Below are 24,389 nucleotides of genomic sequence, written 5' to 3'. Positions count from 1 at the left end.
TGACCTCGTGGCTTCGGCATTTGGCAAGATCCTGCTCATCACCGGCAATGCCGAGTTCTTGGCCGACCGCACCCGGCTCAAGGCCACCAAGGTTGTCACCGCCGAGCAGCCTGAAGTCGAGATCGCCACGTCGACCTCATCTGGCCTGCAACCGGGTGAACTCGCCGGCCTGACCAGCCCTTCCCTGTTCAGTGATGCCAGCGCCGTGGTGCTGACCGAACTGCAGGATCTGCCCGACGTCGCCCAGACCGAGCTGCTGGCCTATGTGGCCGACCCATCGCCTGACGTCGCGGTGATCCTGGTGCACAGCGGGGGGCAGAAGGGCAAAGGCCTGCTCGACAAGCTGCGCAAAGTGTCCTCGGTGACCGAGGTCAAGGTCGAACAGCCCAAGTACGAGCGCGATTACGCCCAGTGGATCTACGGCGAAGTCCGAAGCCTGGGTGCGAGCATCGACGAGGAAGCCGCCGCGCTGTTGGTCGCGGCCGTCGGACAGGACCTACGGGCGTTGGCCGGTGCCGCCGACCAATTGGTGGCGAATCTGGAGAAGGGCACGGCTATCTCCGCGTCCTTGGTGCGGCAATACTTCGGTGGCCGCGCAGATGTCCGTGGCTACGAGATCGCCGACGCCACGATCGACGGGCGGATCAACATCGCACTGGAGCAGGCGCGGTGGGCAGAGACCGCGAAGGTCGCCCCGGTGCTCATCACGAGCGCGATGGCCACGGGCCTTCGGTCGCTCGCCAAACTCGCCAGCGCACCCGGCAGCATGCGCGACAATGAATTGGCCGGGCACATCGGCGTCCCGCCGTTCAAGATCCGCGCGCTGCGCGGACAATTGCGCGGTTGGGAACCTGCCGGTCTCGCGGCGGCGATCGCCGCCGTCGCGCAAGCTGATCTCGACGTCAAGGGCGGCGCGGCCGATCCCGCGTTCGCAGTCGAGCGCATGGTGCTTCAGGTCGCCGCTCAACGCCGTCGCTGATGGCCGGCGGCCAGATGCGTCGGGTCGACGCGGTCGACCTTGCCAGAGGGGTCGCCCTGATCGGGATGATGCTGATCCACCTCGGACCGGTGCCGACAGGCGGTGATCTGCCGTGGGGCGACGTTATCGCAGGTGGCCGGGCCGCACCGCTGTTCGCGATGCTCGCTGGGGTGGCGCTGACATTGGTGTATCGCCGTGATCTGCAGGGTGCCGGGTCCGTTCGTGCGACGTGCATCCGAGGAGCGGTCCTGATCGTCCTCGGGCTAGCGCTCGGCTCGCTGGACGATATGCCCGTCTACGTGATCCTGGCCTTCTACGGCCTCATGATCGTGGCGGCGCTCCCATTTCGTGCTCTGCCGCCCCGTGTGCTCCTGGCCATCGCGTCGGCCTGGGCAGTCATCGTGCCGACCGGGCTGCTGTGGTTGCAGATTCACCACAGTCCGGTCATTTCCGATCAGGCGGCGGTGGGCGATCTGCTGCCGCCTTGGTCGCTGCTGACCGAGTTGCTGGTCTGGGGTGCCTATCCAGCCGCGGTCTGGTTCGTCTATGTCCTCGTCGGGCTGGCAATCGGACGGCTCGACCTGTCGAGTCTTCGCACGGGGGTCTGGCTGGTCGTCTCCGGTATGGCGATGGTCGCGGTGACTCTGGGCATCGGTTGGATCGGAATCGCCCGTGGGGCATTCGACGGGTGGTCGTATGAGGGCTGGCAGTTGCTGTTCGCCCGCGCGCCGTATCCGTACGAGCCGGCGTCGTGGCATGAACTCTGGCTCGTGGGGGAGCACACGTCGAGGCCGCTCAACGTCATCAGTGCGACGGGTTCGGCCGTGGCCGTGATCGGGCTGTGTGCGCTCGCGGTTCGGCTGCAGCAGATCAGCTCGGTGCTGGCGCCGTTACGTGCCGCCGGTTCGATGACGTTGACGTTGTACACCGTGCATGTTCTGTGGACTTGGCGGCTCGATCTGCAACTGAACGAATTCGGCTATCAGCAGTGGCTCCTGCAGGTCGTCGTGCTGTGCGCATTCGCGCTGCTGTGGCAGCGGTTCGTCGGTCGTGGCCCGCTCGAGTCGGCGGTGCGCCTGCTCAGCGTCGGCCGGCGGGCATGAAAAAACGCCCCGGCACCAGTCCGGGGCGTTGAATCAATGGCGTCGCCTCAGAGAGCGGCGGCCTTCTTGGCAATGGCCGACTTGCGGTTGGCTGCCTGGTTCTTGTGGATGACCTTCTTGGTCGCAGCCTTGTCGAGCTTGCGGTTGGCCTCGGAAGCCAGGGCCTTGGCCTCGTCGGCGTTGCCTGCCTCAGCGGCTTCGTCGAAGCGGCGGATGGCCGTCTTCAGCGCCGAGCGCACAGACTTGTTGCGCTCGCGGGCAAGCTCGTTCTGACGGTTGCGCTTGATCTGCGACTTGATATTCGCCACGGGGCAAACCTGTTTCTCTCGAGTGGAACTTCAGTGATGAAAAGTCATTGGACGTGCCGGAACACGCGATTGCCAAGTCTACCAGTCGTTGACCCGCGGCCTCAAATCGGTGGACGGGGGATCCCGATCACCCTTGCTGTGCGGTGCTCTATGGTGAGCCTTACCTAATTTAGGCAACCCTCAGTATGCGAAAAGGATTCCCTCGTGAAGCGGTCACCCGTGTTGTTGTCCCTGGCGCTTGCGCTCAGTGTGACAGCTCTGCCAGCTCAAGCCCTCCCCACACCGGAAGCGGGAGGCCCCGCGGAGTTGCTGCGCCTGACCGGTGACCCGTCGAGCGCGACCGGCAACGCCGTCAGCAACGGGGTGTGTGACGTCAATGGTGACGATCTGGACGATGCGGTGGTCGGCGCGTGGTTCTGGGACAAGGGCGCGACAAGCAATGTCGGTGCGGCCTATGTCGTGCTGGGTGGTGAGGATGCTCGTGGTGGCGACCTGGCGGACCCGGCATCGGCAGGTGCGATCCGGATCGACGGCTACAAGGCCAATGACTCCGTCGGCTTCTCGGTCGGCTGCCTCGGCGATGTCAACGGCGACGGATTCGACGACTTCGGTATCGGCGACTACATCAACAACCGGGCATTCGTGATCTTCGGTGCCGAACAGTTCACCGGCCTGAGCCTCGATGCGATCGGCGATCGAGGTTTCATCGTCAAGGAGAACTTCACCTCGTCGAGCGACCGCTCCAACCTGTCATTCTCGATGGGGGCCGTCGGTGACATCAACAAGGACGGCCTGGACGATTTCGCCGTGTCGGCAGTCGTGGCCGACACCCAAGGACGCAATAACAACGGCAAGGTCTGGATCATCGCCGGCCGCGACGACATCTCGGACGTCAACGTCAGTACGCCGGCTGCCGGAGAGGTGCTGCTGTCTGTCGACGGAGCGCTCGCCGACGAGCGGATGGGCGCCGTCGCGCGGGCCGGCGATGTCAACGGCGATGGCATCGACGACTTCGTTCTCGGTTCGTACACCTCGACGCCGTGGGGTACCTCGGTCGCGGTCCCCGGTGCTGCCTATGTCGTCTTCGGCGGTGAGACCGGCAATATCGACCTGCTGACGCTTGGCACGAAGGGCTTCAAGATTTTCGGCCCTCAGCGCCAGCGCGATCGCCTGGGTGTCTCGGTCTCGGCGGCCGGTGATATCGACGGTGATGGCCTGGCCGATCTGTTGATAGGTGCCGACGGCGTGACGAATGCCGTCACCGGCCCTCGTACGGGTGGCGCGGCCGTGGTGCTTGGATCGGCGTCGTCCGACACGGTCTACACCGATCCGCTGGCAGCGAACGGCCAGGCGGTCTTCACCTGCCCTGCGGCAGAACCGGCCGCAACCTGCACAACTCCCACCCGTCGGGGCTACTGGATCAACGGTGTCGCCCCGAGCGATTCGACGGCCTATTCGGTAGCCGGCATCGGTGACGTCAACGACGACGGCGTGCCTGATCTTGCGCTCGGCTCGTGGGGATTCGACCCGGTCAACCCAGCCGATTCCGCCGCGACGATGAGCAATGCGGGCGCGACCTACGTCGTCCACGGCAGGACCAGCGGATCTGTGCAGGAGCTCGCGGCACTGACCGAAGCCGACGGTTACCGCATCGACGGGCTGAAGGCAGGAGACCGCTTCGGTCGCCAAGTAGGCGTCATCGGTGACTTCGACGGCAACGGTGTGCGCGACCTCGTGGCCGCGGGTGACTTCGCCGCCCGAGGCGCCACAACGCAGAACGGTGAACTCGTGGTCGCCCTGATGGGCAAGCTCGTCACCAAGACGACGATCACGAGTCCGACCTCCGTCGCGCCCACGAAAGATGTGACGTTCACGGCCACGGTGACCAAGCAGATCGGCGATCAGACACCGCTGGCCGAGGGCACTGTGTCGTTCGCACTGGCCGGCACCGAGATCGACGGATGCTCCACGCTGCCGGTCGCCAACGGTTCGGTCAGTTGTACCGCGTCCTTCGCCGAGGAGGTCAGCGGCGAGGTCGTCGCGAAATACCACGGATCGCCCAGGCTCAAATCGTCCGAGCAGGGTGCGGGGTTCGCCGTGGTCAAGACTGCGACCACGACGGCGCTGCAGTCCTCGCTGAGCGATCCGAAGCCGGGTCAGCTTGTCCAGTTGCGGGCTTCGGTCGCCGATGCGGACGCTGCTTCCGCGGATTCAGGCACGGTCACATTCCTCAGCGATGGGGAGGCGATCACGGGTTGTAAGACGATCGCGCTCAGCAGTGGGGATGCCGTCTGCACTACAACCTGGTCATCGCGTTCCGAGCCGGAGGTGTCGGCCGAATACAGCGGCACCGACGTCCTGGCCGGCTCGGCCTCCGGCGCTCAGACGCTGGTTGTCGGCAGCAATGCGGTCGTCAAGCCGTCCCCGTCGCCCGCTCTCGTCTACGGCACGGCTTCGGCCGCGATCTCGGGAGAGATTCGCAGCAGCGACGACATCCCGAGTGGCACGGTCGAGGTTCGCAAGGGCAGCGTCGTACTGGGCCGTTCGGCGATCGGATACGGCGAGTACAGCATCCGCCTCGGCGCGAAGGCTCTCGCACCGGGATCACACACTCTGACACTCGTCTACAGCGGTGATGCCAAGAACCGCGGTGCCGAGCGCAATATCTCTGTCACGGTGGCGAAGGCTCGGTCCAAGGTCGGGCTCACTAGGTCGCGCAGCACACTCAAGGGCGGACAGCGGGCGACGGTGACCGTCAAGGTGACCGCCAAGGGCGTCGTCCCGACCGGAAAGGTCCAGGTCAGGGTCGGCTCGAAGGTCGTCAAGACGCTCACATTGAAGGGCGGCAAGGCGCGCTACAAGCTGCCGAAGTTCACCTCCAAGGGCACCAAGAAGCTCTCGGTCGTCTACGTCGGTTCGGGCATGGTCACCAAGGCCACCTCGAAGATCCGGAAGGTCGTGCAGAAGTGATACGCGGGTTGCTCACAGGGGGATTGGTGCTGGGGGTGCTGGCTGTCCCCGTCGCCGCAGAGGCCAAGACATCGTCAGCGCTGAAGGTTTCGAGCACCGCGACGGTCTCGGAGAAGCGGGTCGCCAAGATCGTGGTTCGTTGCGGCTCCTCCAAGAGCTGCACAGGCTCGCTCCGGCTCAAGGTCGCGGGCAAGGATTCGACCAAGAAGTCGTATGCGGTCGGGTCCAAGAAGTCAAAGACCTACTCGGTGACGTTGACTTCGAGGCAGTTCGCCGCGATCCCGCGGGGCGGCAAGAGGGACGCTTATGTCCGCATCGCGGAGAAGAAGCCGAAGAAGATCTCGACTCGTTCAGTTGCGATCACGCTGAAGCGTGCAGCGGCACCGAAGCCGACGCCGACCCCGACGGCACCCACGCCGACAGTGCCGGCCGGGCCTCCACCGTCAAAGGCGTACGCCGAACGCAACTGGACGCCTACCGCGCTGGATACCTGCCCGGTATCGCTGCACAGGAAGTACAGCGTCGTCGGGCCGGAAGGCAAGCTCTATCCGTCGTGGCATCCGGCGACCGATATCGACCCCGCAACGGGTGCCTCCTGTACGTACGGCCATGAGCACGGTGACGATCCCGCGACCTCCGACATCTACAACTGGGTGACCGATTTCATCGATGCCGACGCCAGTAAAAGCCGCGGGATCCCGTTCGGCTATGTCACCGAGGCGCTGGATTCGTATGCTGCGGCTCATTCCAGCAGCGTGACGCGTCATGAGGACAATGCCGGACACAAGATCATCGTGGCCAATAACGTCGGAGTCGTGGGCAAGAACCCGCGCGTCGCCGTCAAAGATGCCCAGGGCAATGCGATCAAGTGCGACTACCTGATCAAGTTCCATCAGGGCTCGCACAGTGGCGACGCGACCAAGAACAATGCGCACGAGACGCTGTACGCGATCCAGTGCACTGACGGCACCGAGCTGATCTCATCGTCATTGACCCGCTACGGCAAGGCCAATGAGTTCGACCGCTCGTGTGACGGACAGAAGGTGCTGACGAGCGGCAGCAATCTGCCTGACGGTTTCGGTGGACGCCGGTTGATCCCCGACATGACGTGCGTCGACAACGACGTCCTGGTGCCGGGAAACCAGCAGAGCAATATCTGGTCGCTGTACGAAGTGTGGGAGTCGGCCAACCGGATCCAGACCGCTGACGGTACGGAGCTCGCGAGCTTCGATCCGTGGTTCGGCATCCGCAACCCTGCGCGGGTCCACGCTCCGGGGATCATCGGCGAAATCGTCGCTTTGGTCGACACATTGTTCATGGTCGACGGGTCAGACGGCGGCACGGCCAAGGGGCATCCCTGGGATGAACATTCCGGCGAGCACATCGCCAAGACCGATCCGGCGTCGCCGTTCGACGGCGCGCAGCGCGACTACTACCTGCAGGGCACAACGGTGAAGAATCAGTCGGGACCGAAGGTGTGGTGGAGCGATCCTTGGGGCGATAACGCGGTCGCCCAAGCAGGTACCGGTCTGGTGAGGCAGTGGATCTCGAACACCGACAACAGCAGCTGGCCCGAGCTCGAACGACGCACGTTCGACTTGGAGAAGGACTACGGAGCGGGCAACGGGGTGCACGCCCCGAACTGACCTGGCCGGCGTCATGCAGGCGGTGGTGAGTCGCGGGCCGGGGAGTGGGACGATAGGGGAACTATGACCTCTCGTGCCGCACCCCAGCCCGGGGCCACCGACCCGAAGATCCTGCGCAATTTCTGCATCATCGCGCACATCGACCACGGTAAGTCGACGTTGGCCGATCGCATGCTGCAGCACACCGGGGTCGTCGACGGTCGCGACATGAAGGCCCAGTACCTCGACCGCATGGACATCGAGCGTGAGCGCGGCATCACGATCAAGAGCCAGGCCGTGCGCATGCCGTTCACCAAGTCCAGCGGTGATGACGCGGGCACGGTCTACGTCCTCAACATGATCGACACCCCCGGGCACGTCGACTTCACGTACGAAGTGAGCCGCAGCCTCGAGGCCTGTGAGGGAGCGGTCCTGCTGGTCGACGCCGCCCAGGGCATCGAGGCGCAGACGCTCGCGAACCTGTATCTCGCGATCGATGCGGATCTCGACATCATCCCGGTGCTCAACAAGATCGACCTGCCGGGCGCGCAGCCCGAGAAGTATGCCGAGGAAATCGCCGGCATCATCGGCGGAAACCCCGACGACGTGCTGCGGGTCTCGGCCAAGACCGGGCAAGGCGTCGAAGAGCTGCTCAACCTGATTGTCGACGAGATCCCGCCGCCCAAGGGCGATCCCGATGCGCCGCCGCGCGCGCTGATCTTCGACTCGGTCTACGACACCTACCGGGGTGTTGTCACGTACGTCCGCGTCGTCGACGGCAAGCTCAGCCACCGCGACAAGATCAAGATGATGTCGACCGGTGCGGTGCACGAGATGCTCGAGGTCGGCGTCATCTCGCCCGAGCCGGTCAAGGCCGCCGATCTGGGTGTCGGCGAGGTGGGATACCTGATCACGGGTGTGAAGGAAGTGCGCCAGTCGCGAGTCGGCGACACCGTCACGTCCCACATCCGTGGCGCCACCGAGCCGCTTGGCGGTTACAAGACCCCCAATCCCATGGTCTACTCGGGTCTGTACCCGCTCGACGGCGACGACTATCCGACGCTGCGCGATGCGCTGGAGAAGCTGCAGCTCAACGATGCGGCGCTCGTCTACGAACCTGAATCCTCCGGCGCACTGGGCTTCGGCTTCCGCATCGGCTTCCTGGGTCTGCTGCATCTCGAGATCGTCCGCGAAAGGCTCGAGCGCGAGTTCAACCTCGAGCTCATCTCGACCGCGCCCAACGTCGTCTATCGGGTCGAGATGGAGGACGGCAAGGAGATCACGGTCACCAACCCGTCGGAGTATCCGTCTGACGGCAAGATCGACAAGGTCTTCGAGCCGGTCGTCCGGGCCACGGTGCTCAGCCCGTCGGACTACATCGGGGTGATCATGGAGTTGTGCCAGGCACGTCGCGGCGTCCTGATCGGCATGGACTACCTGTCCGAGGACCGCGTCGAGATCAAGTACACGCTGCCCATGGGCGAGATCATGTTCGACTTCTTCGACGCGCTCAAGAGCCGCACCAAGGGCTACGCCTCGCTCGATTACGAACCGACGGGCGAGCAGGCGGCCGACCTGGTCAAGGTCGACGTGCTGTTGCAGGGCGAGATCGTCGACGCCTTCAGTGCGATCGTGCACCGCGACAACGCCTACGGCTACGGAGTCTCGTTGGCCGGCAAGCTCAAGGAGCTCATCCCGCGCCAGCAGTTCGAGGTGCCGATCCAGGCCGCGATCGGCGCCCGGGTCATCGCTCGCGAAAACATCCGCGCGATCCGCAAGGACGTGCTCGCCAAGTGCTACGGCGGCGACATCAGCCGCAAGCGCAAGCTGCTCGAGAAGCAGAAGGAGGGCAAGAAGCGGATGAAGATGGTCGGCCGCGTCGAAGTCCCCCAGGAGGCGTTCATCGCCGCCCTCTCGACCGGCGACGTTGACAAGAAGTAACCCCTCCCGTGGGCGGTGCGCTGGCGTCCACCGACTCTGGTGGGCGGTGCGCTGGCGTCCAAGATGGGCGGTGAGGTGGACGCTGTCGCACCGCCCCCAGGTCCTGGGTGGACGCCAGCGCACCGCGACGTGATGCGCGAGCCTGTCACGAAGTAGTCTGCGCGCATGCTTGATGACTCCCTGACCGTTGCGGTGCCCGGCGACGCCGAGGCAGTCGAGCCGCTGAAGTCGCGCCTCGAAGAGCTCGGCGTGGGCGGCTGGATCATCGATGGTGCTGACGTGGCGTATCCCGGGTGGGTGCTGGCGCGCGTCGTCGGGCATGAGGACCTGACAACCGACGACCTACGTGACCGACTGACCGTCACCTGGCCAGATGTGCGGGTCGACGAGGTCGAGGTCGCCAACGGTTCGATCGTGGGTCCGGCAGGCCCGTCCCCGGCGGAGCCATTGCACGAAGTGGGTGTCGCGCGGACCAGAGGGTTGGGCCTGGATTTCGAAGCGGAGTTCGAAGAGGTGCGTCTGGCCGAGGTCAGGACGGGAGAGAGGTCGGTGTTCGCTCGGGTGCAACCGTTCGAGGGTGCGGACCATGAACTCATCGAGGTCTTCACGACTGCCAAGAGAGGCTCGGTCGTATTGCACCGTCGGGGAGGACGCGTGGTGCTGCACGTACTGCGACGTAGCAAAGCCGTCGAGCTGCATGTGTGGGAGCCATGTTGGACGCCCGTGGGTGGTGAGGACTTCGACAAGCTGCGTCGGGACCTGCTTCCGTCCCCAGCGGATGCCGCCCAGATCCTGACCGTCCTCGAGTTGCCTCCGGAGTCGATCGGTCCTCTCCGTGCGCTGATGTCTCGTGAGAGCCCGCCGCTCGACGAACTGTGCGAAATCTTGGAGCTGCCGACGGAGGCTTTGCGCGTTATCAGCGGCGAATGTGCCGTTGAAGGGTTGCCCGGTGCAGTGGTGCACGAGCCGCCGGACGCGGCCGACTCCGACGTTGGATTTGGCTGGCGTGACCTGATCGTCTTGCCCCTGAGCTTGTTCGTATTCGGCGGCGGAATAGTGCGCTGGCTCAATGGCGGCGCCATGTGGTGGGGAGTGCTGGCTGCGATCGGGATGGTGCTGACGATCAAGAACCTCGTCGACCGATGGATCAAGCGCCGTCGCAGCTGACCTTGGGCGGTGCGCTGGCGTCCAGATCGGCCGTTGTCGTGGACGCCAGCGCACCGCCCGACGGGGTGAAACGTTGACTCGTCCGCGGTCTACCCTCGATCCATGGCCATCCTCGAGTCGATCAACGTCGGCCCCACGGTCGACGTCCCGTGGGGCAAGCTCAAACGCAGCGCTATCGACAAACGTCCTGTCAGCGGGGCCGTGCAGGTGCACCGGCTCGGAGTGGGCGACGACGAGATCGGCGACCAGAAGTTTCACGGCGGGCCCGATCAGGCGGTGTACGCCTACGCCCGTGAAGACCTTGACCTGTGGGAGCGCGAGATCGGCCGTGCGCTGCGGTCGGGGGAGTTCGGCGAGAATCTCACGACGCGCGGTCTGGACGTCCAGAACGCACGCCTCGGAGACAGGTGGCAGATCGGCTCGGTCGTGCTCGAGGTCACCGGCGTGCGCATCCCGTGTTCGGTCTTCCAGGGGTTCGTCGACGAGCACAGCTGGGTCAAGCGGTTCACCCAGATGGGAATACCCGGTGCCTATCTACGGGTGATCGAGCAAGGCCAGATCCAGGCGGGCGACGCGATAGAGGTCGTGGAGCGCCGTGCGCATGACCTCACGATCGGATTCGCGTTCCGGGCGCTGACGACCCGCCGTGATCTGCTTCGGCAGCTCGGCACCGAAGAACGGGTGTCTGCGTCGATCCGGACCAAGGTCGATGAGTTCTGCAACGACCCCGCTATGTGACCGGCAAGTAGGTTAGGGTGATCGGCACCACATTCCGCCAGTACGCCACGTGTGAAGGATCGCTATATGCCTGCTCCAGTCGTCACTCCCGAACAACTCGCTGTCATCGAGAATCGTGCTCCCAGCGTCTCCTCGATGTTCTTCGATCGGGTGAAGAAGAGTGGACCGCGTGAGGCCTATCGCTATCCCGATGAGAACGAGAACTGGCAGTCGCTGACCTGGACCCAGACCGGCGAGAAGGTCACCAAGCTCGCCGCCGGTCTGGTCGCGCTCGGCATCCAGGCTGAGGAGCGGGTCGCGATCGCCTCGGGCACGCGGATCGAGTGGATCCTGTCCGATCTGGCGATCATGGCCGCCGGCGGCGCTACGACCACGGTGTACCCGACCACGATGGCCGACGACGTCGCTTACATCTTGGCCGACTCCGACAGCCGGGTAGTTTTCGCCGAGGACGACGAGCAGGTCGCCAAACTGCGCGAGAAGCACTCTGAACTTCCCTCGATCGTCAAGGTTGTGGTCTTCGACGGCACATCCGACGGTGATTGGGTCATCAGTTTCGACGAACTGGAGGCGCTCGGCGCCGCGCACCTGGCCGAGAACCCGCAGGCGATCGACGAGCGCGTCGCCGCGACGACATCGGACTCCCTGGCGACGCTGATCTACACATCGGGCACGACCGGCCGGCCCAAGGGCGTGCGACTCGTCCATGACGGCTGGGTCTACGAGGGCGCCGTCATGGTCGCCGCAGGCATCCTGAGCGAGGACGACCTGCAGTTCCTGTGGCTCCCGATGGCACATTCATTCGGCAAGGTGCTGCTCTCAACCCAGCTGGCGGTCGGATTCGCCACCGCGATCGACGGTCGGGTTCCGCGCATCGTCGACAACCTGGCCGTGGTCAAGCCGACGTTCATGGGTGCCGCGCCGCGCATCTTCGAGAAGGCCTACGGCCGCATCGTCGGAATGACCGAAGCCGAGGGCGGTGTCAAGCTCAAAATCTTCAAGTGGGCCGAGAAGGTCGGGCTCGCATACTCGCGGGCGGTCCGCTCGGGTAAGCCGGTCTCGCCGGTGCTCAAGGCGCAGCACGCCGTCGCCGACAAGCTCGTGTTCTCCAAGGTGCGCGATCGTTTCGGCGGCCGGGTGCGGTTCTTCATCTCCGGTGCTGCCGCGCTGTCGCCCGACATCGCGGAGTGGTTCCACGCTGCGGGGATCCTGATCCTCGAGGGCTACGGACTGACCGAGAATTGCGCGGGAGCGTTCGTCAACCAGCCCGACAACTTCAAGCTCGGCTCGGTCGGCATGGCATTTCCCGGTAGCGAGGCCAAGATCGCCGAGGACGGCGAGGTGCTGATCAAGGGCCCGCACGTGATGCGCGGCTATCACAACCTCGACGTCGAGAGCGCGTCCACGCTGACCGCCGAAGGTTGGCTGCACACCGGTGACGAGGGACGGATCGACGAAGACGGCTTCTTGTTCATCACGGGACGCAAGAAGGAACTGTTCAAGACCTCGGGGGGCAAGTACGTCGCGCCGCCGCACATCGAGGGCATGTTCAAGGGCATCAGCGCGATGACCAGCCAGATCCTGGTGCACGGTAACGAGCGCAACTTCTGCTCGGCGCTCATCACGCTCGACCCGGATGCGGTCACGGAGTGGGCCGCTCATCACGGCATGGCAGGCAAGTCGTACACCGAGGTCGTCAACTCGCCCGAGATCCGTGAACTCGTGCAGAGCCAGATCGACGAGCTCAACTCCAAGATCAACCGCTGGGAGACGATCAAGAAGTTCGCGATCCTCGATCACGACCTGACGATCGAATCCGGTGAGATCACGCCCAGCATGAAGGTCAAGCGCAATGTTGTCGAAGCCAACAACAAGGCGATTCTGGACTCCTTCTACGCTTAGTCGGTGAACCTGACCCAAAGCCCGCTCGCCAGCCATGGGGAGCGGGCTTTTGGTATGCCTCGTCCTTTTGGCGTCTATGTCCACGTGCCGTTCTGCACGGTGCGTTGCGGTTACTGCGACTTCAACACCTACACGGCTGACGAACTGGGTGAGGGTGCGACCCGCGCCTCGTACGCCGACACTGCGATCAGCGAGATCCGGCAAGCCGCTGCACGCCTCGGACGTTGCGAGGTCGAAACGGTGTTCTTCGGCGGTGGCACGCCGACGCAGTTGCCGTCGGCTGATCTGGTCAGAATCTTGACCGCGATCGACGACAACTTCGGGCTGGCCGGTGGCGTCGAGGTGACGACCGAGGCCAATCCGGACTCGGTGACACCTGAGTCGTTGAAGACGCTGCACGACGGCGGCTTCACCCGCATATCGTTCGGCGTGCAGTCCGCCGTCCCACACGTCCTCGCGACGCTGGAACGCACGCACGACCCCGCCGGGGTGCCCCAGGCCGTGAAGTGGGCGCGTGAGGCCGGTTTCGAGCAGCTGAGCGTCGACCTGATCTACGGGACTCCCGGCGAGTCGATGGACGATTGGCGCACGAGCATCGCGCAGGCCATCGAACTCGAGCCCGATCACATCAGCGCATACGCCCTGATCGTCGAGCAGGGGACGGCCTTCGCCCGCAAAGTACGACGCGGCGAGGTCGTGATGCCCGATGACGACGAGACGGCCGACAAGTACCTCCTGGCCGACGAGATGTTTGCCGCCGCCGGTCTGGACTGGTACGAGTTGTCCAACTGGGCTCGCGACGACGCCGCCCAGTGTCGGCACAACGTCCTGTATTGGCGCAGCGACGACTGGCTGGGCATCGGCCCCGGCGCGCACTCGCATCTCGCCGGGGAGCGGTGGTGGAACGTCAAACACCCTGCCGCCTATGCGCAGCGACTCGCGGCGGGGGACTCACCCCGACAGGACGGCGAGACGATCGACATCGCAACTGCCAGGGTCGAGCAGATCATGCTGGAGACTCGCATGAGGACGGGTCTGGATCTGGCCGCGCTGAGCGTGGAGGCGCGAGCAACGGTGACAAGCATCTCCGAAAGAGGTCTGGCAACCGTGACGGACAACCGTCTTGTCCTGACCCAGCAAGGCCGCCTGCTCGCAGACGCCGTGGTCCGGGAACTCGTCGACTAGCCGCGCTGGAGATATCGGCGATCCTGGGTTGACGGGGCGCCGTTATCGACCCAGAACCGCCGACATCTTGCTAGGAGGGGGCGGTGACGAAGTCGATGAGTTCCTCGACCCGGCCCAGGAACTCCGGCTCGAGGTCGGCGTAGCTGTCGACCTTGCTGAGGATGTGTTTCCACGCCCTCGCGATGTCCTTCTGATCGGAGTGCGGCCATCCCATCGCCTTGCAGATGCCGTATTTCCAGTCCTGGCCACGGGGGATGACCGGCCAGGCGTCGATTCCTAGGCGCGCGGGCTTCACCGACTGCCACACATCGATGTACGGGTGCCCGACGACCAGCACGTGCGGACGCCCGGAGACCTGTTCGGCGATGCGGGTCTCCTTCGATCCGGCCACGAGGTGATCGACCAGGACCCCGAGGACACGCCCCGGTCCCGGGTCGAACTCGTCGACGATCGAGGACAGATCGTCGATGCCGCCGAGATACTCAACTGCGACACCCTCGACCCGCAGGTCGTCGCCCCACACCCGCTCGACGAGCTCGGCATCGTGGCGCCCCTCGACGTAGATGCGGCTGGGCAGTGCGACCCGGGCCTTGGCGCCGGGAACAGCGCGAGAGCCCGACGCGGTACGGGTAGCCGTGGCCTTGGTCGCCGCCGATGGCGGACGGGCGATGATGGGCTTGCCGTCGAGCAGATATCCGGGACCGAGCGGGAATGAACGACGTTTCATCCGGCGGTCTTCGAGGATCATCATGCCGAGATCCTTTTCGACGACCATGACCTCGCCGCAGAAGCCGGTCGTGGCGTCCTCGATGACCATGCCACGTTCGATGACGACCTCTTCGGATCGCCCACGCGGCGGCTTCTTCCAGTCGCCCGACAGGACGTCGCTGCCGTACCGGTCAACCATGCTGTGCTCCGTCAGCCATGCAATGCTCCCAGGAGTCGTTGGTGCAGCGATTCGACATCTGCCTTCGTGATGTCGGCGCCCAACAGTTCTACCTGGCCGTCGAGCAGCCCGAGCGCGAGGTCCACCGCGACCGGCCAGCTGGCCGGAACCGTGGCCGGCAGTTCATCGGCGTAGAGATCGCCGATCGCGACATAGCGCCGGGTCTCGTCGATGCCGATCCAGGTCACGGTCATGACGAGCTCACCGCCGAGCGGTCCATCGCCCAGATGCGCGACTTCGACGAAGAAACCACCCCCGAGATCGACCGACCACACCGAGGACATCTGTCCTCCCTGCGATTCGTGCGCGACGGTTGTGCCGTCGTCCAACGTCACGCTTCGCGGCGTGTACGTCAGAGTGTGTTCACGACCGCTCACGACGACATGACCCTCGGGCGTATCCCTGATTCCCTCCACCTCGTTAGACTGGCACTTGACCCGCGAGAGTGCCAATCCGACGCGCTGACGAAGACCGAGTGAAAGAGAGCCCTCATGTCCGATGACCGCAGGCTCGACGTTCTTCGGGCGATCGTCGAGGACTATGTCGCAACGCAGGAGCCCGTCGGCTCGCGCTCGCTGCTCGACCGTCACCAACTCGGCGTCTCCCCGGCAACGGTGCGCAATGACATGGCAGCGCTCGAGGACGAGGGATATCTGACCCAGCCCCACACGAGCGCCGGACGTATCCCGACAGACAAGGGCTACCGGATGTTCGTCGACCGGCTCGCGACCGTCAAAGCCCTCTCACCGGCCGAACGACGCGCGATCGAGACCTTCCTGACCGGTGCGGTCGACGTCGATGATGTCGTCCAGCGCAGTGTCAAGGTGCTGGCCCAACTGACCAATCAGGTCGCGATCGTGCAATATCCCTCACTGACCCGCTCGACGGTCCGGCACATCGAACTCGTGGCTCTGGAGGGATCGCGAGTCCTGCTCGTTGTCATCACGAGCAGCGGGCGGGTCGAACAGCGGATCGTGGAGTTGGTCGCCACGCCGTCAGAGGATCTGCTGGCCGACATGCGTTCGCGCATCACCCGGGCGACGGTCGGCGAGCGGCTACCCGAGGCCTCGCTCAAGCTGGCCGACCTGATCGGCACATTCGATATGGGCGACCGGCCGCTCGTCACCTCGATCGTCACGACGTTGACGCACACGTTCTCGAATGAGCGTTCCGATGAGCGGATCGCGGTGGGCGGCACCGCCAATCTCGCTCGGTTCGGCAGTGATTTCGACACGTCGATCAAACCGGTTCTCGAAGCGATCGAGGAGCAGGTGGTGCTGCTCAAACTGCTTGGCGAGGCCACTCGCGACCTGTCGGTCCGCATCGGTTCGGAGACCGGCAACGAGAGCCTCTCGAGCACCGCCGTCATCTCGACGGCATACGGTCCCGACGACCTCGCCCTGGCGACACTCGGCACGGTCGGACCGACCCGCATGGATTACCCCGCAACGATGGCTGCCGTTGGCGCCGTCGCCCGATACGTCGGCCACATGCTGGCTGACAACTAGAAACTGAACCTAGGACTCATGGCACAGGATTACTACGCAACACTCGGCGTCGGACGTGACGCGACCCCTGACGAGCTCAAGAAGGCATACCGCAAGCTCGCGCGGCAGTTCCACCCCGACGTCAACGACGCCCCCGACGCCTCCGACAAGTTCAAGGAGGTGACGATCGCGTACGAGGTGCTGTCGGACCCCAAGAAGCGCGCCATCTTCGATCGCGGCGGCGACCCGATGGGCAGTGGAGGCGGTGGCTTCGGCGGCGGCTTCGGCGGCGGCCAAAGCTTCAACTTCGACGACATCATGGACGCGGTCTTCGGTCAGAATGCGCAGCGAGGCCCCAGGTCGCGCCAGCAGCGCGGCCAGGACGCCCTGTTGCGGCTCAATATCGATCTGGCCGAAGCCGCATTCGGTGTCACACATGAGATCAAGGTCGACACCGCGGTCACCTGCACGAAGTGCGAGGGCAGCGGCGCCGCGAATGGTTCGCAGCCCGAGACATGCCGTACGTGTCACGGCCATGGTGATGTCCAGCACGTCCAGCGGTCGTTGCTCGGCGATATCCGTACATCGCGTCCGTGCCCGACATGTCACGGTTTCGGCACCGTGATTCCCGATCCGTGCACGGAGTGTGGCGGCGAGGGCCGCGTCCGTTCGCGCCGCTCGATCTCGGTGACGATCCCGGCCGGCGTCGACCAGGGCAATCGCATCCAGTTGACCGGCGAGGGCGAGGTCGGCCCCGGTGGCGGACCCGCCGGCGACCTGTACCTCGAGGTCAACGTGGCCCGGCACCCGGTGTTCCAGCGTCAGGGCGATCAGCTGTTCTGCCAGATCACGGTGCCGATGACGGCTGCAGCGCTCGGCACCCACCTCGACCTGCCGACCCTCGACTCAGAGGCGCCCGAACTCGACGACGCCGAACAGACCGTCGGGGTCAATGTGTCAGCGGGTACGCAGTCCGGCGACACGCTCACGGTGAAGGGCTATGGCGTCCCACGCCTGCGTGGCTCCGGCCGGGGTGACCTCAAGGTGCAGGTCGTCGTCGAGACCCCGGGCAAGCTCGACGAGCAGCAGCGTGAGCTGCTGGTGCAGCTGGCCAAGTTGCGCGACGAGGAACACCCCGAGCCGCTGATCGACGCGAATCACAAGGGCGTCTTCGGCAAGATCAAGGATGCATTCAAGTGACGGCTGCCCCAGATTGCCTGTTCTGCAAGATCGTCGCAGGCGAAATCTCGGCCACGATCGTGGCCGAGACACCTGACACGGTCGCCTTTCGCGATATCAACCCGCAGGCCGACGTCCACGTTCTCGTGGTGCCGCGGATTCACGAGCCCGATATCGGCAGCCTCGCCGCAGCTGATCCGGACGTGACGATCGCTCTGCTGGCGGAGGCCCGCCGTATCGCCGACGACGAGGCAGGCGGTCAGTATCGGCTTGTGTTCAATACCGGATCGGCAGCGGGACAGACGGTCTTTCACGCGCATGCCCACGTGCTCGGCGGCGAGATCCACGTGCCCCTGCCCGGCTGACAGTCAGCCCTGTGCGGCCAGCCAGGTCGCGAAGTCAGGACCGGCGATGATGGCGTCGGGGCCCGGCAGACACGCTCCGTCAGCCATGGCCTGGTTGACGACGGCGGAATCGACTGTGACCTGCTCGCCGCGCTGCTCGGAGACCTGGCGGACCAGGTCGGCGAGAATCTCGGCCTTGGGGCCCGCGAGTTCTACGAGCGTGCGCTGCTCGGAGTTGTCGGCAAGTGCCAGCAGTAGGCGAACGATTTCGTCGATCGAAACCGGCTGCGTCTTCATGACCGGCACCGTCACGCGGTCGTTCTGCCGGTACCAGCTGAGCATCTGACCGGGGAAGTCAAGGAATTGGGCTGCTCGCAGCACCCGCAGGTCAGGTGCGTAGGTCCGGAGTGTCTTTTCCTGGTTGAGCTTTGCCGCGTAGTAGCCATAATCAGGCATTGCGTCGACCCCGATGATCGAGAGTCCGACAGTTCGCTTCACCCCGGCGGCCGTTGCAGCCTCGCCGAGATTGCGGGCGACGGTGGTGAAGAATCTGCTGGCCTCCGGCTCGTCGAGAGGCCCTTGGGTGACGTCGACGACGGCATCCACGCCGGCGAGCCGGTCCGCGAGGCCTTCGGGAGAGGTGAGGTCGACTCCGAGCTCGCGAGCCAGCCCGACGACCTCGTGGCCTGCGGCGGTGGCGGCTGAGACGAGTCGACTTCCGACAAGACCCGTGGAACCGGCGATGGCAATACGCATGATGACTCCTTCGAATTAACGTGGATAAGTTTTATCCTAGTCATTTTCTACCATACTCAGACATAGGGTGTCCGCGTATACTCGGGGCGTGAAGTTATCAGCCGGAGTCGAGTGGGCCTTGCACTGTTGCGCGATCTTGAGCGCCGTGACCGAACCCGTCCCGGTGGCCAAACTTGCCGAGCTGCACGGCGTTTCGAAGACCTATCTCGCCAAGCACATGCAGGCGCTGTCGAGGGCCGGGCTCGTTCACGCCGTAGAAGGGCGCGACGGGGGATATCTGCTCACCCGCCCGGGCGACAAGATCTCGGTCTACGACGTGGTCCGGGCCATTGACGGTCTCGACCCGGCTTTTCGCTGTACCGAGATCCGCCAGCAGGGACCATTTCCCACGACGGGCGAGGCTTGCAAGGTGCCGTGCGGCATCGCCAAAGTGATGGCTTCGGCCGAGCGCGCCTGGCGCGAGTCGCTGCGTGGCGTGACCTTGGCAGACCTCAACGCGAGTTTCGCGGCCAGCTCGCCGGGAAAGTGGGAGGACGTCCAACCTTGGCTTTCGGGCGGGGTCGCGCTTTGACGATTGGCACGTTGTCACCGCCATTGCGTACGATTGTGACCACATGACTGACCACACCCATCCTGAAGCGCCCACGCACACGTTCACGATTCCGTCGAGCGTCCCGGCGGTCGCTCTACTTGGACCCGCCGATGAGTTTCTCCGCCTGATCGAGGACTCCTTCGAAGCCCGGATCCATGCGCGCGGCAACACCATCACCGTCACCGGCGCGCCGTCCGAAGCTGCCCTGATCGAACGGCTCCTCGACGAGCTCGTGACGATACTTCGCACCGGGCAGCACCTGACCCGCGAGACGGTCGAGCGCAGTGTCTCGATGCTCCGCACAGAGACCCGCGAGAAGCCGGCAGAGGTACTGAGTCTCAACATCCTGTCGAACCGCGGGCGCACGATCCGTCCCAAGACGGTCAATCAGAAGCGTTACGTCGACTCGATCGACAAACACACGATCGTGTTCGGCATCGGTCCGGCCGGCACCGGCAAGACCTACCTCGCGGTCGCCAAGGCCGTCCAGGCGCTGCAGGCCAAACAGGTCAATCGCATCATCTTGACCCGTCCGGCGGTCGAGGCGGGGGAGCGGCTGGGATTCCTGCCCGGCTCGTTGAGCGAGAAGATCGATCCGTATCTACGCCCGTTGTACGACGCATTGCACGACATGATCGACCCCGAAACGATCCCCAAGCTTTTGACGTCGGGGGTCATCGAGGTCGCGCCGCTGGCCTATATGCGTGGCCGCTCGCTCAACGACGCGTTCATCATCCTCGACGAGGCGCAGAACACGACGCCCGAGCAGATGAAGATGTTCCTGACCCGCCTGGGCTTCGGCTCGAAGATGGTCGTCACCGGCGATGTGACCCAGGTCGATCTGCCCGGCGGCACCAAGAGCGGACTGCGTGTCGTCGAAGGGATCCTCGACGGCGTGCACGACATCCACTTCTCACACCTCGCGGCAGCCGATGTCGTGCGACACAAACTCGTGGGTCGTATCGTCGCGGCCTACGGCGAGTTCGAAGCGCTCGAAACCCGAAACGTCCACTCCGACGTGCCACATGAAGCAGGTGCCGAAGCGCATGAACGTCGACGTACTCGATGAATCCGGGACCGACGTCGACGTCGTCGGTCTCACCAAACTGTGTCGATTCGCGATGCGCCGGATGCGGCTGCATCCGGCGACCGAACTGACGGTGCGGCTGGTCGATCCCGACACCATCACAGTGCTCAATGAGCAGTGGATGGGCAAAAAGGGTCCGACCGATGTCTTGTCGTTCCCGATGGACGAGCTCACGCCGGGCAATGACGACGCCGAGAGTCCCGAGGGATATCTCGGCGACATCGCCCTGTGCCCCCAGGTCGCCGCGCAGCAGGCGCCGGCCGCGGGGCATTCGACCCAAGACGAGATCGACCTTCTGACGGTGCACGGAATCTTGCACCTTCTGGGCTATGACCACGCCGAGCCGGAGGAACACCAAGAGATGTTCGGCATCCAGGGCCGGCTCCTGTTGGAGTGGCAGCAGGTCGCCGCCGGAATCGATCCAGAACAGCAGTGACCACACGATGAACTGGTTGCCGATCGTCCTGTCGGTCGTGCTCGCCGTCGTGGCCGGGACGCTGGCCAGCGTCGACGCCGCGATCTCGGCGTTCTCCAAGGCGCGCGCCGAGGAGCTGGAGGACGAAGGCCGAGCGGGGGCCAAGCGGCTGTCGACGATCCTCAGCGATCCGGCGGCGTACCTCAGCTCCGTGTTGCTGCTGCGAATTCTCGCCGAGACGGCCAGCATCGTCCTGGTAGCGCTCGTGGTGGCCGATGAGCTCGACGGTCTCTGGCCGCGCTTCGGCGTCGCGACCGCCATCATGGTGGTTGTCAGCTTCGTCCTGATCGGCGTGGGTCCTCGGACGCTGGGTCGCCAGCACGCCGAGTCGATCGCCCTCGCGTCTGCGGTTCCCGTCATCGGGATCACCTGGCTGCTGGGACCGATCCCGAAACTGCTGATCCTGCTCGGCAATGCGCTGACTCCCGGGCGGGGCTTCCGGGAAGGACCGTTTGCCTCGGAGGTCGAGGTGCGTGAGCTCGTCGATCTGGCGGCAGCCAGCTCGGTCATCGAAACCGATGAAGGCAAGATGTTGCAGTCGGTCTTCGAACTCGGCGACACGATCGTCCGCGAAGTCATGGTCCCGCGCACCGACCTGGTGTTCGTCGAGAAGAACAAGACTCTGCGGCAAGCGATGTCCCTGGCCCTGCGCAGTGGCTACTCGCGGATGCCGGTCGTCGGGGAGAACCTCGACGACGTCGTGGGAATGGCCTATCTCAAAGACATCACCAAGCGGGTCTTCGACAATCACGTCGCCGAGACGACCGAGCGGATCGAGTCGATCGCACGGCCCTGCCTGTTCGTTCCAGACACCAAACCCGCCGGCGATCTCCTGCGCGAAATGCAGGCACAGCGCAAGCACGTCGCGATCGTCGTCGACGAGTTCGGCGGCACCTCCGGCATGATCACGATCGAGGACATCCTCGAGGAGATCGTGGGCGAGATCACCGATGAGTACGACACCGAACCTGACGGCAGCGAACAGCTCACCGACGGCACCTGGCGGGTCAGCTCCCGGTTCGAAGTCGACGACCTGGAAGATCTGTTCGATATCCCGATCGAGGACGAGGACGTCGATTCCGTCGGCGGTCTGATGGCCAAGCATTTGGGCAAGGTGCCGATCCGGGGCAGTGTCGTCGAAGTCGAGGGACTACGTTTCGAGGCAGAGGGCCCGTCCGGCCGCCGCAACCGCATCGGCCACGTCCTCGTGAGTCGACTGACACCCCTGATCGATGACGTGAAAGGTACTGACCATGGATCTCAGTCCTGAGGACAGCAAGTTGGTGACACTCGCGCGAACGGCGCGGGCACGCACCGGCGCCAAACACGGAGCCGCGGTGCGCGATCAGGACGGTCGTACGTACGCGGCCTCGACCGTGTCGTTGCCGTCGGTGCACGTCGACGCGCTCGACCTGGCTGTTGCGATGGCGGTCTCGTCGGGCGCCAAGGGCATCGAGGCCGCGGCGTTCGTCGCCGAGCGCAATCCGGAGCCGATCGTCGGGGGTACCGCAGTGCGTGATCTTTCCGGTCACGGCATCAACATCTACATCGCTGATCCGACCGGCGAGGTCATACGGGTGGGCACGACATGAGCACTGATTCGCAAGCACAGCATCGTTCGGGATTCGCCTGCTTCGTCGGACGTCCCAACGCCGGTAAGTCGACGCTGACCAATGCCCTGGTCGGCGGCAAGATCGCGATCACGTCGTCCAAGCCGCAGACTACGCGTCACGCGATCCGTGGACTGGTCAATCGCGACGACGCCCAGCTGATCCTGATCGACACTCCGGGCCTGCACAAGCCGCATACCCTGTTGGGCGAGCGGCTCAACGCCGTGGTGCGCTCCACCTGGTCCGAGGTCGACACGATCGGCATGTGCCTGCCGGCCAACGAGTCGGTGGGCGAAGGGGACAAGTTCCTCATCCGTGAGCTCGCCCAGCTGCAGAAGGGCAAGGGGCGCAGAAAGCCCATCTTCGCGATCGCGACCAAGACCGATCTGGTCAAGCCCGACAAGCTGCGCGACCACCTGCTGTCGATCCAGCAGGCCGGCGCTGACGCGGGCCTGCAGTGGCAGGAGATCATTCCCGTCTCGGCGGTCGCGGACGAGCAGATCGACCTGCTCGCGGATCTGCTGATCGGCACGCTGCCTCACGGTCCGGCGCTCTACCCCGAGGGCCAGCTCACCGATGAACCCGAAGAGACCCTGATTGCCGAGATCATCCGCGAGTCGGCTCTCGAAGGTGTCCGCGATGAGCTTCCGCACTCGATCGCCGTCGTGGTCGAAGAGATGGTCCCTCGCGAGGACCGCCCTGAGGGCAAGCCGCTGATCGACGTGCGGGTCAACGTGTACGTCGAGCGCGACAGCCAAAAGGGCATCATCATCGGCAAACAAGGTGCCCGACTTCGCCAGATCGGCAGCGATTCCCGCTCGCAGATCGAGAAGATCCTGGGCACACCGGTGTTCCTCGACCTGCACGTCAAGGTCGCCAAGGAGTGGCAGCGCGATCCCAAGCAGCTGCGCAAACTCGGTTTCTGAACGAAACGGTCTCGGCTGGGTAAGACTCGGACTATGGACGCTGTCGTTGCACTCAAGGAGATCGCTTTCTGGCTGGAGCGCGTTCAGGCCAAGACCTACCGGGTCGAGGCCTTCCGTAACGCCGCGGCCGCGATCGGCGACCTCGATGCTGAAGAGATCGCCGATCGTGCCGCCGACGGACGTCTGAGACGGATCAAGGGCATCGGCGACCGGACTTACGGGGTCATCGTGCAAGCCGTCTCCGGCGAGGTGCCTGAGTACCTCGCCGTGCTTCGCGAGGAAGGGGGCCGTCCGCTCGCCGAGGGCGGTGCAGACCTCCGTGCGCTGCTCCGCGGCGATCTGCACAGCCACTCGGACTGGTCGGACGGCGGATCGAGCATCCAAGAGATGGCTCTGGCCGCCCATTGGCGGGAGCGGGAGTATCTGGTGCTGACCGATCACTCACCCCGACTCACGATCGCTAACGGCCTGAGCGCCGAGCGACTCGCCGATCAACTCGACGTTGTCGCCGAGGTCGATGCGGATTACGACGATTTTCGGCTGTTGAGCGGTATCGAGGTCGATATCCTCGACGACGGAGCGCTCGACCAGAACGATGAGATGCTGCAGCGACTCGATGTTGTCGTTGCGAGCGTCCACTCCAAGCTCCGGATGGACCGGCACGCCATGACACGGCGCATGATCACTGCGGTCGGCAACCCCCACACCAACGTCCTGGGCCATTGCACCGGCAGGTTGGTCACTGGGGGACGGGGCACGAGGCCGCAGTCACAATTCGACGCGGCGGCGGTCTTTCGTGCGTGCGTCGAGTTCGATGTCGCGGTCGAGATCAACTCGCGGCCGGAACGTCAGGATCCGCCGGACGACCTCATCGCGATGGCGCTGGATGCGGGTTGCCTGTTCGCGATCAATACCGACGCCCACGCCCCAGGTCAACTCGACTTCCTCGATTACGGGGCCGCGCGTGCCCAGGCAGCGGGGGTGCCGGCCGATCGCATCGTCACGACCTGGCCGGTCGATGAACTGCTCGCCTGGACCGATGGTGGCTAGAGACCCTGGGGCGGTGCGG

The 24,389-nt window shown here is 64.8% G+C and carries 23 protein-coding genes; 19 read left to right on the top strand and 4 right to left on the bottom strand.

Annotated elements, in window-relative coordinates; translation table 11 throughout:
* Nucleotides 1–7: 7 nt before the first annotated feature.
* Nucleotides 8–979: a DNA polymerase III subunit delta gene (holA, locus tag ACXJKC_RS09000; RefSeq protein ID WP_456696364.1), complete on the top strand. Its 972-nt coding sequence runs from the start codon at nt 8–10 to the stop codon at nt 977–979.
* Nucleotides 979–2,082, top strand: a complete 1,104-nt coding sequence (locus ACXJKC_RS08995; protein ID WP_456696363.1) for a heparan-alpha-glucosaminide N-acetyltransferase domain-containing protein — start codon at nt 979–981, stop codon at nt 2,080–2,082. The genes holA and ACXJKC_RS08995 overlap by 1 nt, the downstream gene beginning before the upstream one ends.
* 47 nt (nt 2,083–2,129) lie before the next feature.
* On the opposite strand, the gene rpsT is transcribed toward ACXJKC_RS08995, so the two are convergent.
* The gene (gene rpsT, locus ACXJKC_RS08990) at nt 2,130–2,390 is read right to left on the bottom strand and encodes a 30S ribosomal protein S20 (RefSeq protein WP_456696362.1); all 261 of its coding nucleotides are present in this window, start codon (nt 2,388–2,390) and stop codon (nt 2,130–2,132) included.
* Nucleotides 2,391–2,594: 204 nt separating this feature from the next.
* On the opposite strand from rpsT, the gene ACXJKC_RS08985 reads away from it, so the two are divergent.
* From ACXJKC_RS08985 to hemW, 7 genes are all read left to right on the top strand, one after another.
* A complete protein-coding gene (locus tag ACXJKC_RS08985; protein WP_456696361.1) occupies nt 2,595–5,360 on the top strand; it encodes an Ig-like domain repeat protein in 2,766 nt (921 codons plus the stop codon).
* Nucleotides 5,361–5,395: 35 nt separating this feature from the next.
* Nucleotides 5,396–7,006, top strand: coding sequence for a hypothetical protein (locus ACXJKC_RS08980; RefSeq protein ID WP_456696360.1), 1,611 nt, complete (start codon nt 5,396–5,398; stop codon nt 7,004–7,006).
* A gap of 63 nt (nt 7,007–7,069) precedes the next feature.
* Nucleotides 7,070–8,926, top strand: a complete 1,857-nt coding sequence (gene lepA / locus ACXJKC_RS08975; protein WP_456696359.1) for a translation elongation factor 4 — start codon at nt 7,070–7,072, stop codon at nt 8,924–8,926.
* Nucleotides 8,927–9,091: 165 nt separating this feature from the next.
* On the top strand, nt 9,092–10,093 hold the full coding sequence (locus tag ACXJKC_RS08970) for a hypothetical protein (protein ID WP_456696358.1): 1,002 nt from the start codon (nt 9,092–9,094) through the stop codon (nt 10,091–10,093).
* A gap of 102 nt (nt 10,094–10,195) precedes the next feature.
* Entirely contained in the window at nt 10,196–10,831 is a 636-nt protein-coding gene (locus tag ACXJKC_RS08965; protein WP_456696357.1) for an MOSC domain-containing protein, read from the top strand.
* Nucleotides 10,832–10,897: 66 nt separating this feature from the next.
* Entirely contained in the window at nt 10,898–12,733 is a 1,836-nt protein-coding gene (locus ACXJKC_RS08960) for an AMP-dependent synthetase/ligase (protein ID WP_456696356.1), read from the top strand.
* A 3-nt stretch (nt 12,734–12,736) separates the two neighbouring features.
* Nucleotides 12,737–13,918, top strand: coding sequence for a radical SAM family heme chaperone HemW (gene hemW, locus ACXJKC_RS08955; RefSeq protein WP_456696355.1), 1,182 nt, complete (start codon nt 12,737–12,739; stop codon nt 13,916–13,918).
* Between the two features lie 70 nt (nt 13,919–13,988).
* Here the strand turns inward: hemW and ACXJKC_RS08950 are convergent, their stop codons facing one another.
* Together ACXJKC_RS08950 and ACXJKC_RS08945 are read right to left on the bottom strand one after the other, a co-directional pair.
* Complete coding sequence (locus ACXJKC_RS08950) at nt 13,989–14,825, bottom strand: DUF3097 domain-containing protein (protein ID WP_456696354.1); 837 nt, start codon at nt 14,823–14,825, stop codon at nt 13,989–13,991.
* A gap of 11 nt (nt 14,826–14,836) precedes the next feature.
* A complete protein-coding gene (locus ACXJKC_RS08945; protein WP_456696353.1) occupies nt 14,837–15,241 on the bottom strand; it encodes a hypothetical protein in 405 nt (134 codons plus the stop codon).
* Nucleotides 15,242–15,355: 114 nt separating this feature from the next.
* Here ACXJKC_RS08945 and hrcA point away from each other — a divergent pair, with 114 nt between their 5' ends.
* The 3 genes from hrcA to ACXJKC_RS08930 are packed head-to-tail and all read left to right on the top strand — an operon-like array spanning nt 15,356 to nt 17,895.
* A complete protein-coding gene (gene hrcA, locus ACXJKC_RS08940) occupies nt 15,356–16,372 on the top strand; it encodes a heat-inducible transcriptional repressor HrcA (protein WP_456696352.1) in 1,017 nt (338 codons plus the stop codon).
* An 18-nt stretch (nt 16,373–16,390) separates the two neighbouring features.
* A complete protein-coding gene (dnaJ, locus tag ACXJKC_RS08935; protein ID WP_456696351.1) occupies nt 16,391–17,551 on the top strand; it encodes a molecular chaperone DnaJ in 1,161 nt (386 codons plus the stop codon).
* Nucleotides 17,548–17,895: an HIT domain-containing protein gene (locus tag ACXJKC_RS08930; RefSeq protein WP_456696350.1), complete on the top strand. Its 348-nt coding sequence runs from the start codon at nt 17,548–17,550 to the stop codon at nt 17,893–17,895. The genes dnaJ and ACXJKC_RS08930 overlap by 4 nt, the downstream gene beginning before the upstream one ends.
* A gap of 3 nt (nt 17,896–17,898) precedes the next feature.
* Here ACXJKC_RS08930 and ACXJKC_RS08925 read toward each other — a convergent pair whose 3' ends face one another.
* Complete coding sequence (locus ACXJKC_RS08925; protein WP_456696349.1) at nt 17,899–18,630, bottom strand: SDR family oxidoreductase; 732 nt, start codon at nt 18,628–18,630, stop codon at nt 17,899–17,901.
* Nucleotides 18,631–18,718: 88 nt separating this feature from the next.
* Between ACXJKC_RS08925 and ACXJKC_RS08920 the strand changes: the two genes are divergently transcribed.
* The 7 genes from ACXJKC_RS08920 to ACXJKC_RS08890 are packed head-to-tail and all read left to right on the top strand — an operon-like array spanning nt 18,719 to nt 24,370.
* Nucleotides 18,719–19,201 (top strand): RrF2 family transcriptional regulator, encoded by a 483-nt coding sequence (locus tag ACXJKC_RS08920; protein WP_456696348.1) that lies wholly within the window; start codon nt 18,719–18,721, stop codon nt 19,199–19,201.
* Between the two features lie 43 nt (nt 19,202–19,244).
* On the top strand, nt 19,245–20,291 hold the full coding sequence (locus ACXJKC_RS08915; protein WP_456696347.1) for a PhoH family protein: 1,047 nt from the start codon (nt 19,245–19,247) through the stop codon (nt 20,289–20,291).
* Entirely contained in the window at nt 20,269–20,745 is a 477-nt protein-coding gene (gene ybeY, locus ACXJKC_RS08910) for an rRNA maturation RNase YbeY (protein WP_456696346.1), read from the top strand. The genes ACXJKC_RS08915 and ybeY overlap by 23 nt, the downstream gene beginning before the upstream one ends.
* A gap of 7 nt (nt 20,746–20,752) precedes the next feature.
* Nucleotides 20,753–22,054 (top strand): hemolysin family protein, encoded by a 1,302-nt coding sequence (locus tag ACXJKC_RS08905; RefSeq protein WP_456696345.1) that lies wholly within the window; start codon nt 20,753–20,755, stop codon nt 22,052–22,054.
* Nucleotides 22,038–22,376: a cytidine deaminase gene (locus ACXJKC_RS08900; protein ID WP_456696344.1), complete on the top strand. Its 339-nt coding sequence runs from the start codon at nt 22,038–22,040 to the stop codon at nt 22,374–22,376. Before ACXJKC_RS08905 ends, ACXJKC_RS08900 begins: the two co-directional genes overlap by 17 nt.
* Nucleotides 22,373–23,320, top strand: coding sequence for a GTPase Era (era, locus tag ACXJKC_RS08895; protein ID WP_456696343.1), 948 nt, complete (start codon nt 22,373–22,375; stop codon nt 23,318–23,320). Before ACXJKC_RS08900 ends, era begins: the two co-directional genes overlap by 4 nt.
* 33 nt (nt 23,321–23,353) lie before the next feature.
* Nucleotides 23,354–24,370 (top strand): PHP domain-containing protein, encoded by a 1,017-nt coding sequence (locus ACXJKC_RS08890; RefSeq protein ID WP_456696342.1) that lies wholly within the window; start codon nt 23,354–23,356, stop codon nt 24,368–24,370.
* The last annotated feature ends 19 nt before the right edge of the window (nt 24,371–24,389 follow it).

Source organism: Aeromicrobium sp. P5_D10, assembly GCF_054049535.1.
This window is presented reverse-complemented; position numbering and strand designations above follow the sequence as displayed.

Bases quoted from the DNA above. Each gene is read 5' to 3' on its own strand.
- ACXJKC_RS08995 (WP_456696363.1), top strand. From the start codon at position 979: ATGGCCGGCGGCCAGATGCGTCGGGTCGACGCGGTCGACCTTGCCAGA.
- lepA (WP_456696359.1), top strand. From the start codon at position 7,070: ATGACCTCTCGTGCCGCACCCCAGCCCGGGGCCACCGACCCGAAGATC.
- ACXJKC_RS08970 (WP_456696358.1), top strand. From the start codon at position 9,092: ATGCTTGATGACTCCCTGACCGTTGCGGTGCCCGGCGACGCCGAGGCA.
- ACXJKC_RS08965 (WP_456696357.1), top strand. From the start codon at position 10,196: ATGGCCATCCTCGAGTCGATCAACGTCGGCCCCACGGTCGACGTCCCG.
- ACXJKC_RS08960 (WP_456696356.1), top strand. From the start codon at position 10,898: ATGCCTGCTCCAGTCGTCACTCCCGAACAACTCGCTGTCATCGAGAAT.
- ACXJKC_RS08950 (WP_456696354.1), bottom strand. From the start codon at position 14,825: ATGGTTGACCGGTACGGCAGCGACGTCCTGTCGGGCGACTGGAAGAAG.
- hrcA (WP_456696352.1), top strand. From the start codon at position 15,356: ATGTCCGATGACCGCAGGCTCGACGTTCTTCGGGCGATCGTCGAGGAC.
- dnaJ (WP_456696351.1), top strand. From the start codon at position 16,391: ATGGCACAGGATTACTACGCAACACTCGGCGTCGGACGTGACGCGACC.
- ACXJKC_RS08925 (WP_456696349.1), bottom strand. From the start codon at position 18,630: ATGCGTATTGCCATCGCCGGTTCCACGGGTCTTGTCGGAAGTCGACTC.
- ACXJKC_RS08915 (WP_456696347.1), top strand. From the start codon at position 19,245: ATGACTGACCACACCCATCCTGAAGCGCCCACGCACACGTTCACGATT.
- ybeY (WP_456696346.1), top strand. From the start codon at position 20,269: ATGAACGTCGACGTACTCGATGAATCCGGGACCGACGTCGACGTCGTC.
- ACXJKC_RS08905 (WP_456696345.1), top strand. From the start codon at position 20,753: ATGAACTGGTTGCCGATCGTCCTGTCGGTCGTGCTCGCCGTCGTGGCC.
- ACXJKC_RS08900 (WP_456696344.1), top strand. From the start codon at position 22,038: ATGGATCTCAGTCCTGAGGACAGCAAGTTGGTGACACTCGCGCGAACG.
- era (WP_456696343.1), top strand. From the start codon at position 22,373: ATGAGCACTGATTCGCAAGCACAGCATCGTTCGGGATTCGCCTGCTTC.
- ACXJKC_RS08890 (WP_456696342.1), top strand. From the start codon at position 23,354: ATGGACGCTGTCGTTGCACTCAAGGAGATCGCTTTCTGGCTGGAGCGC.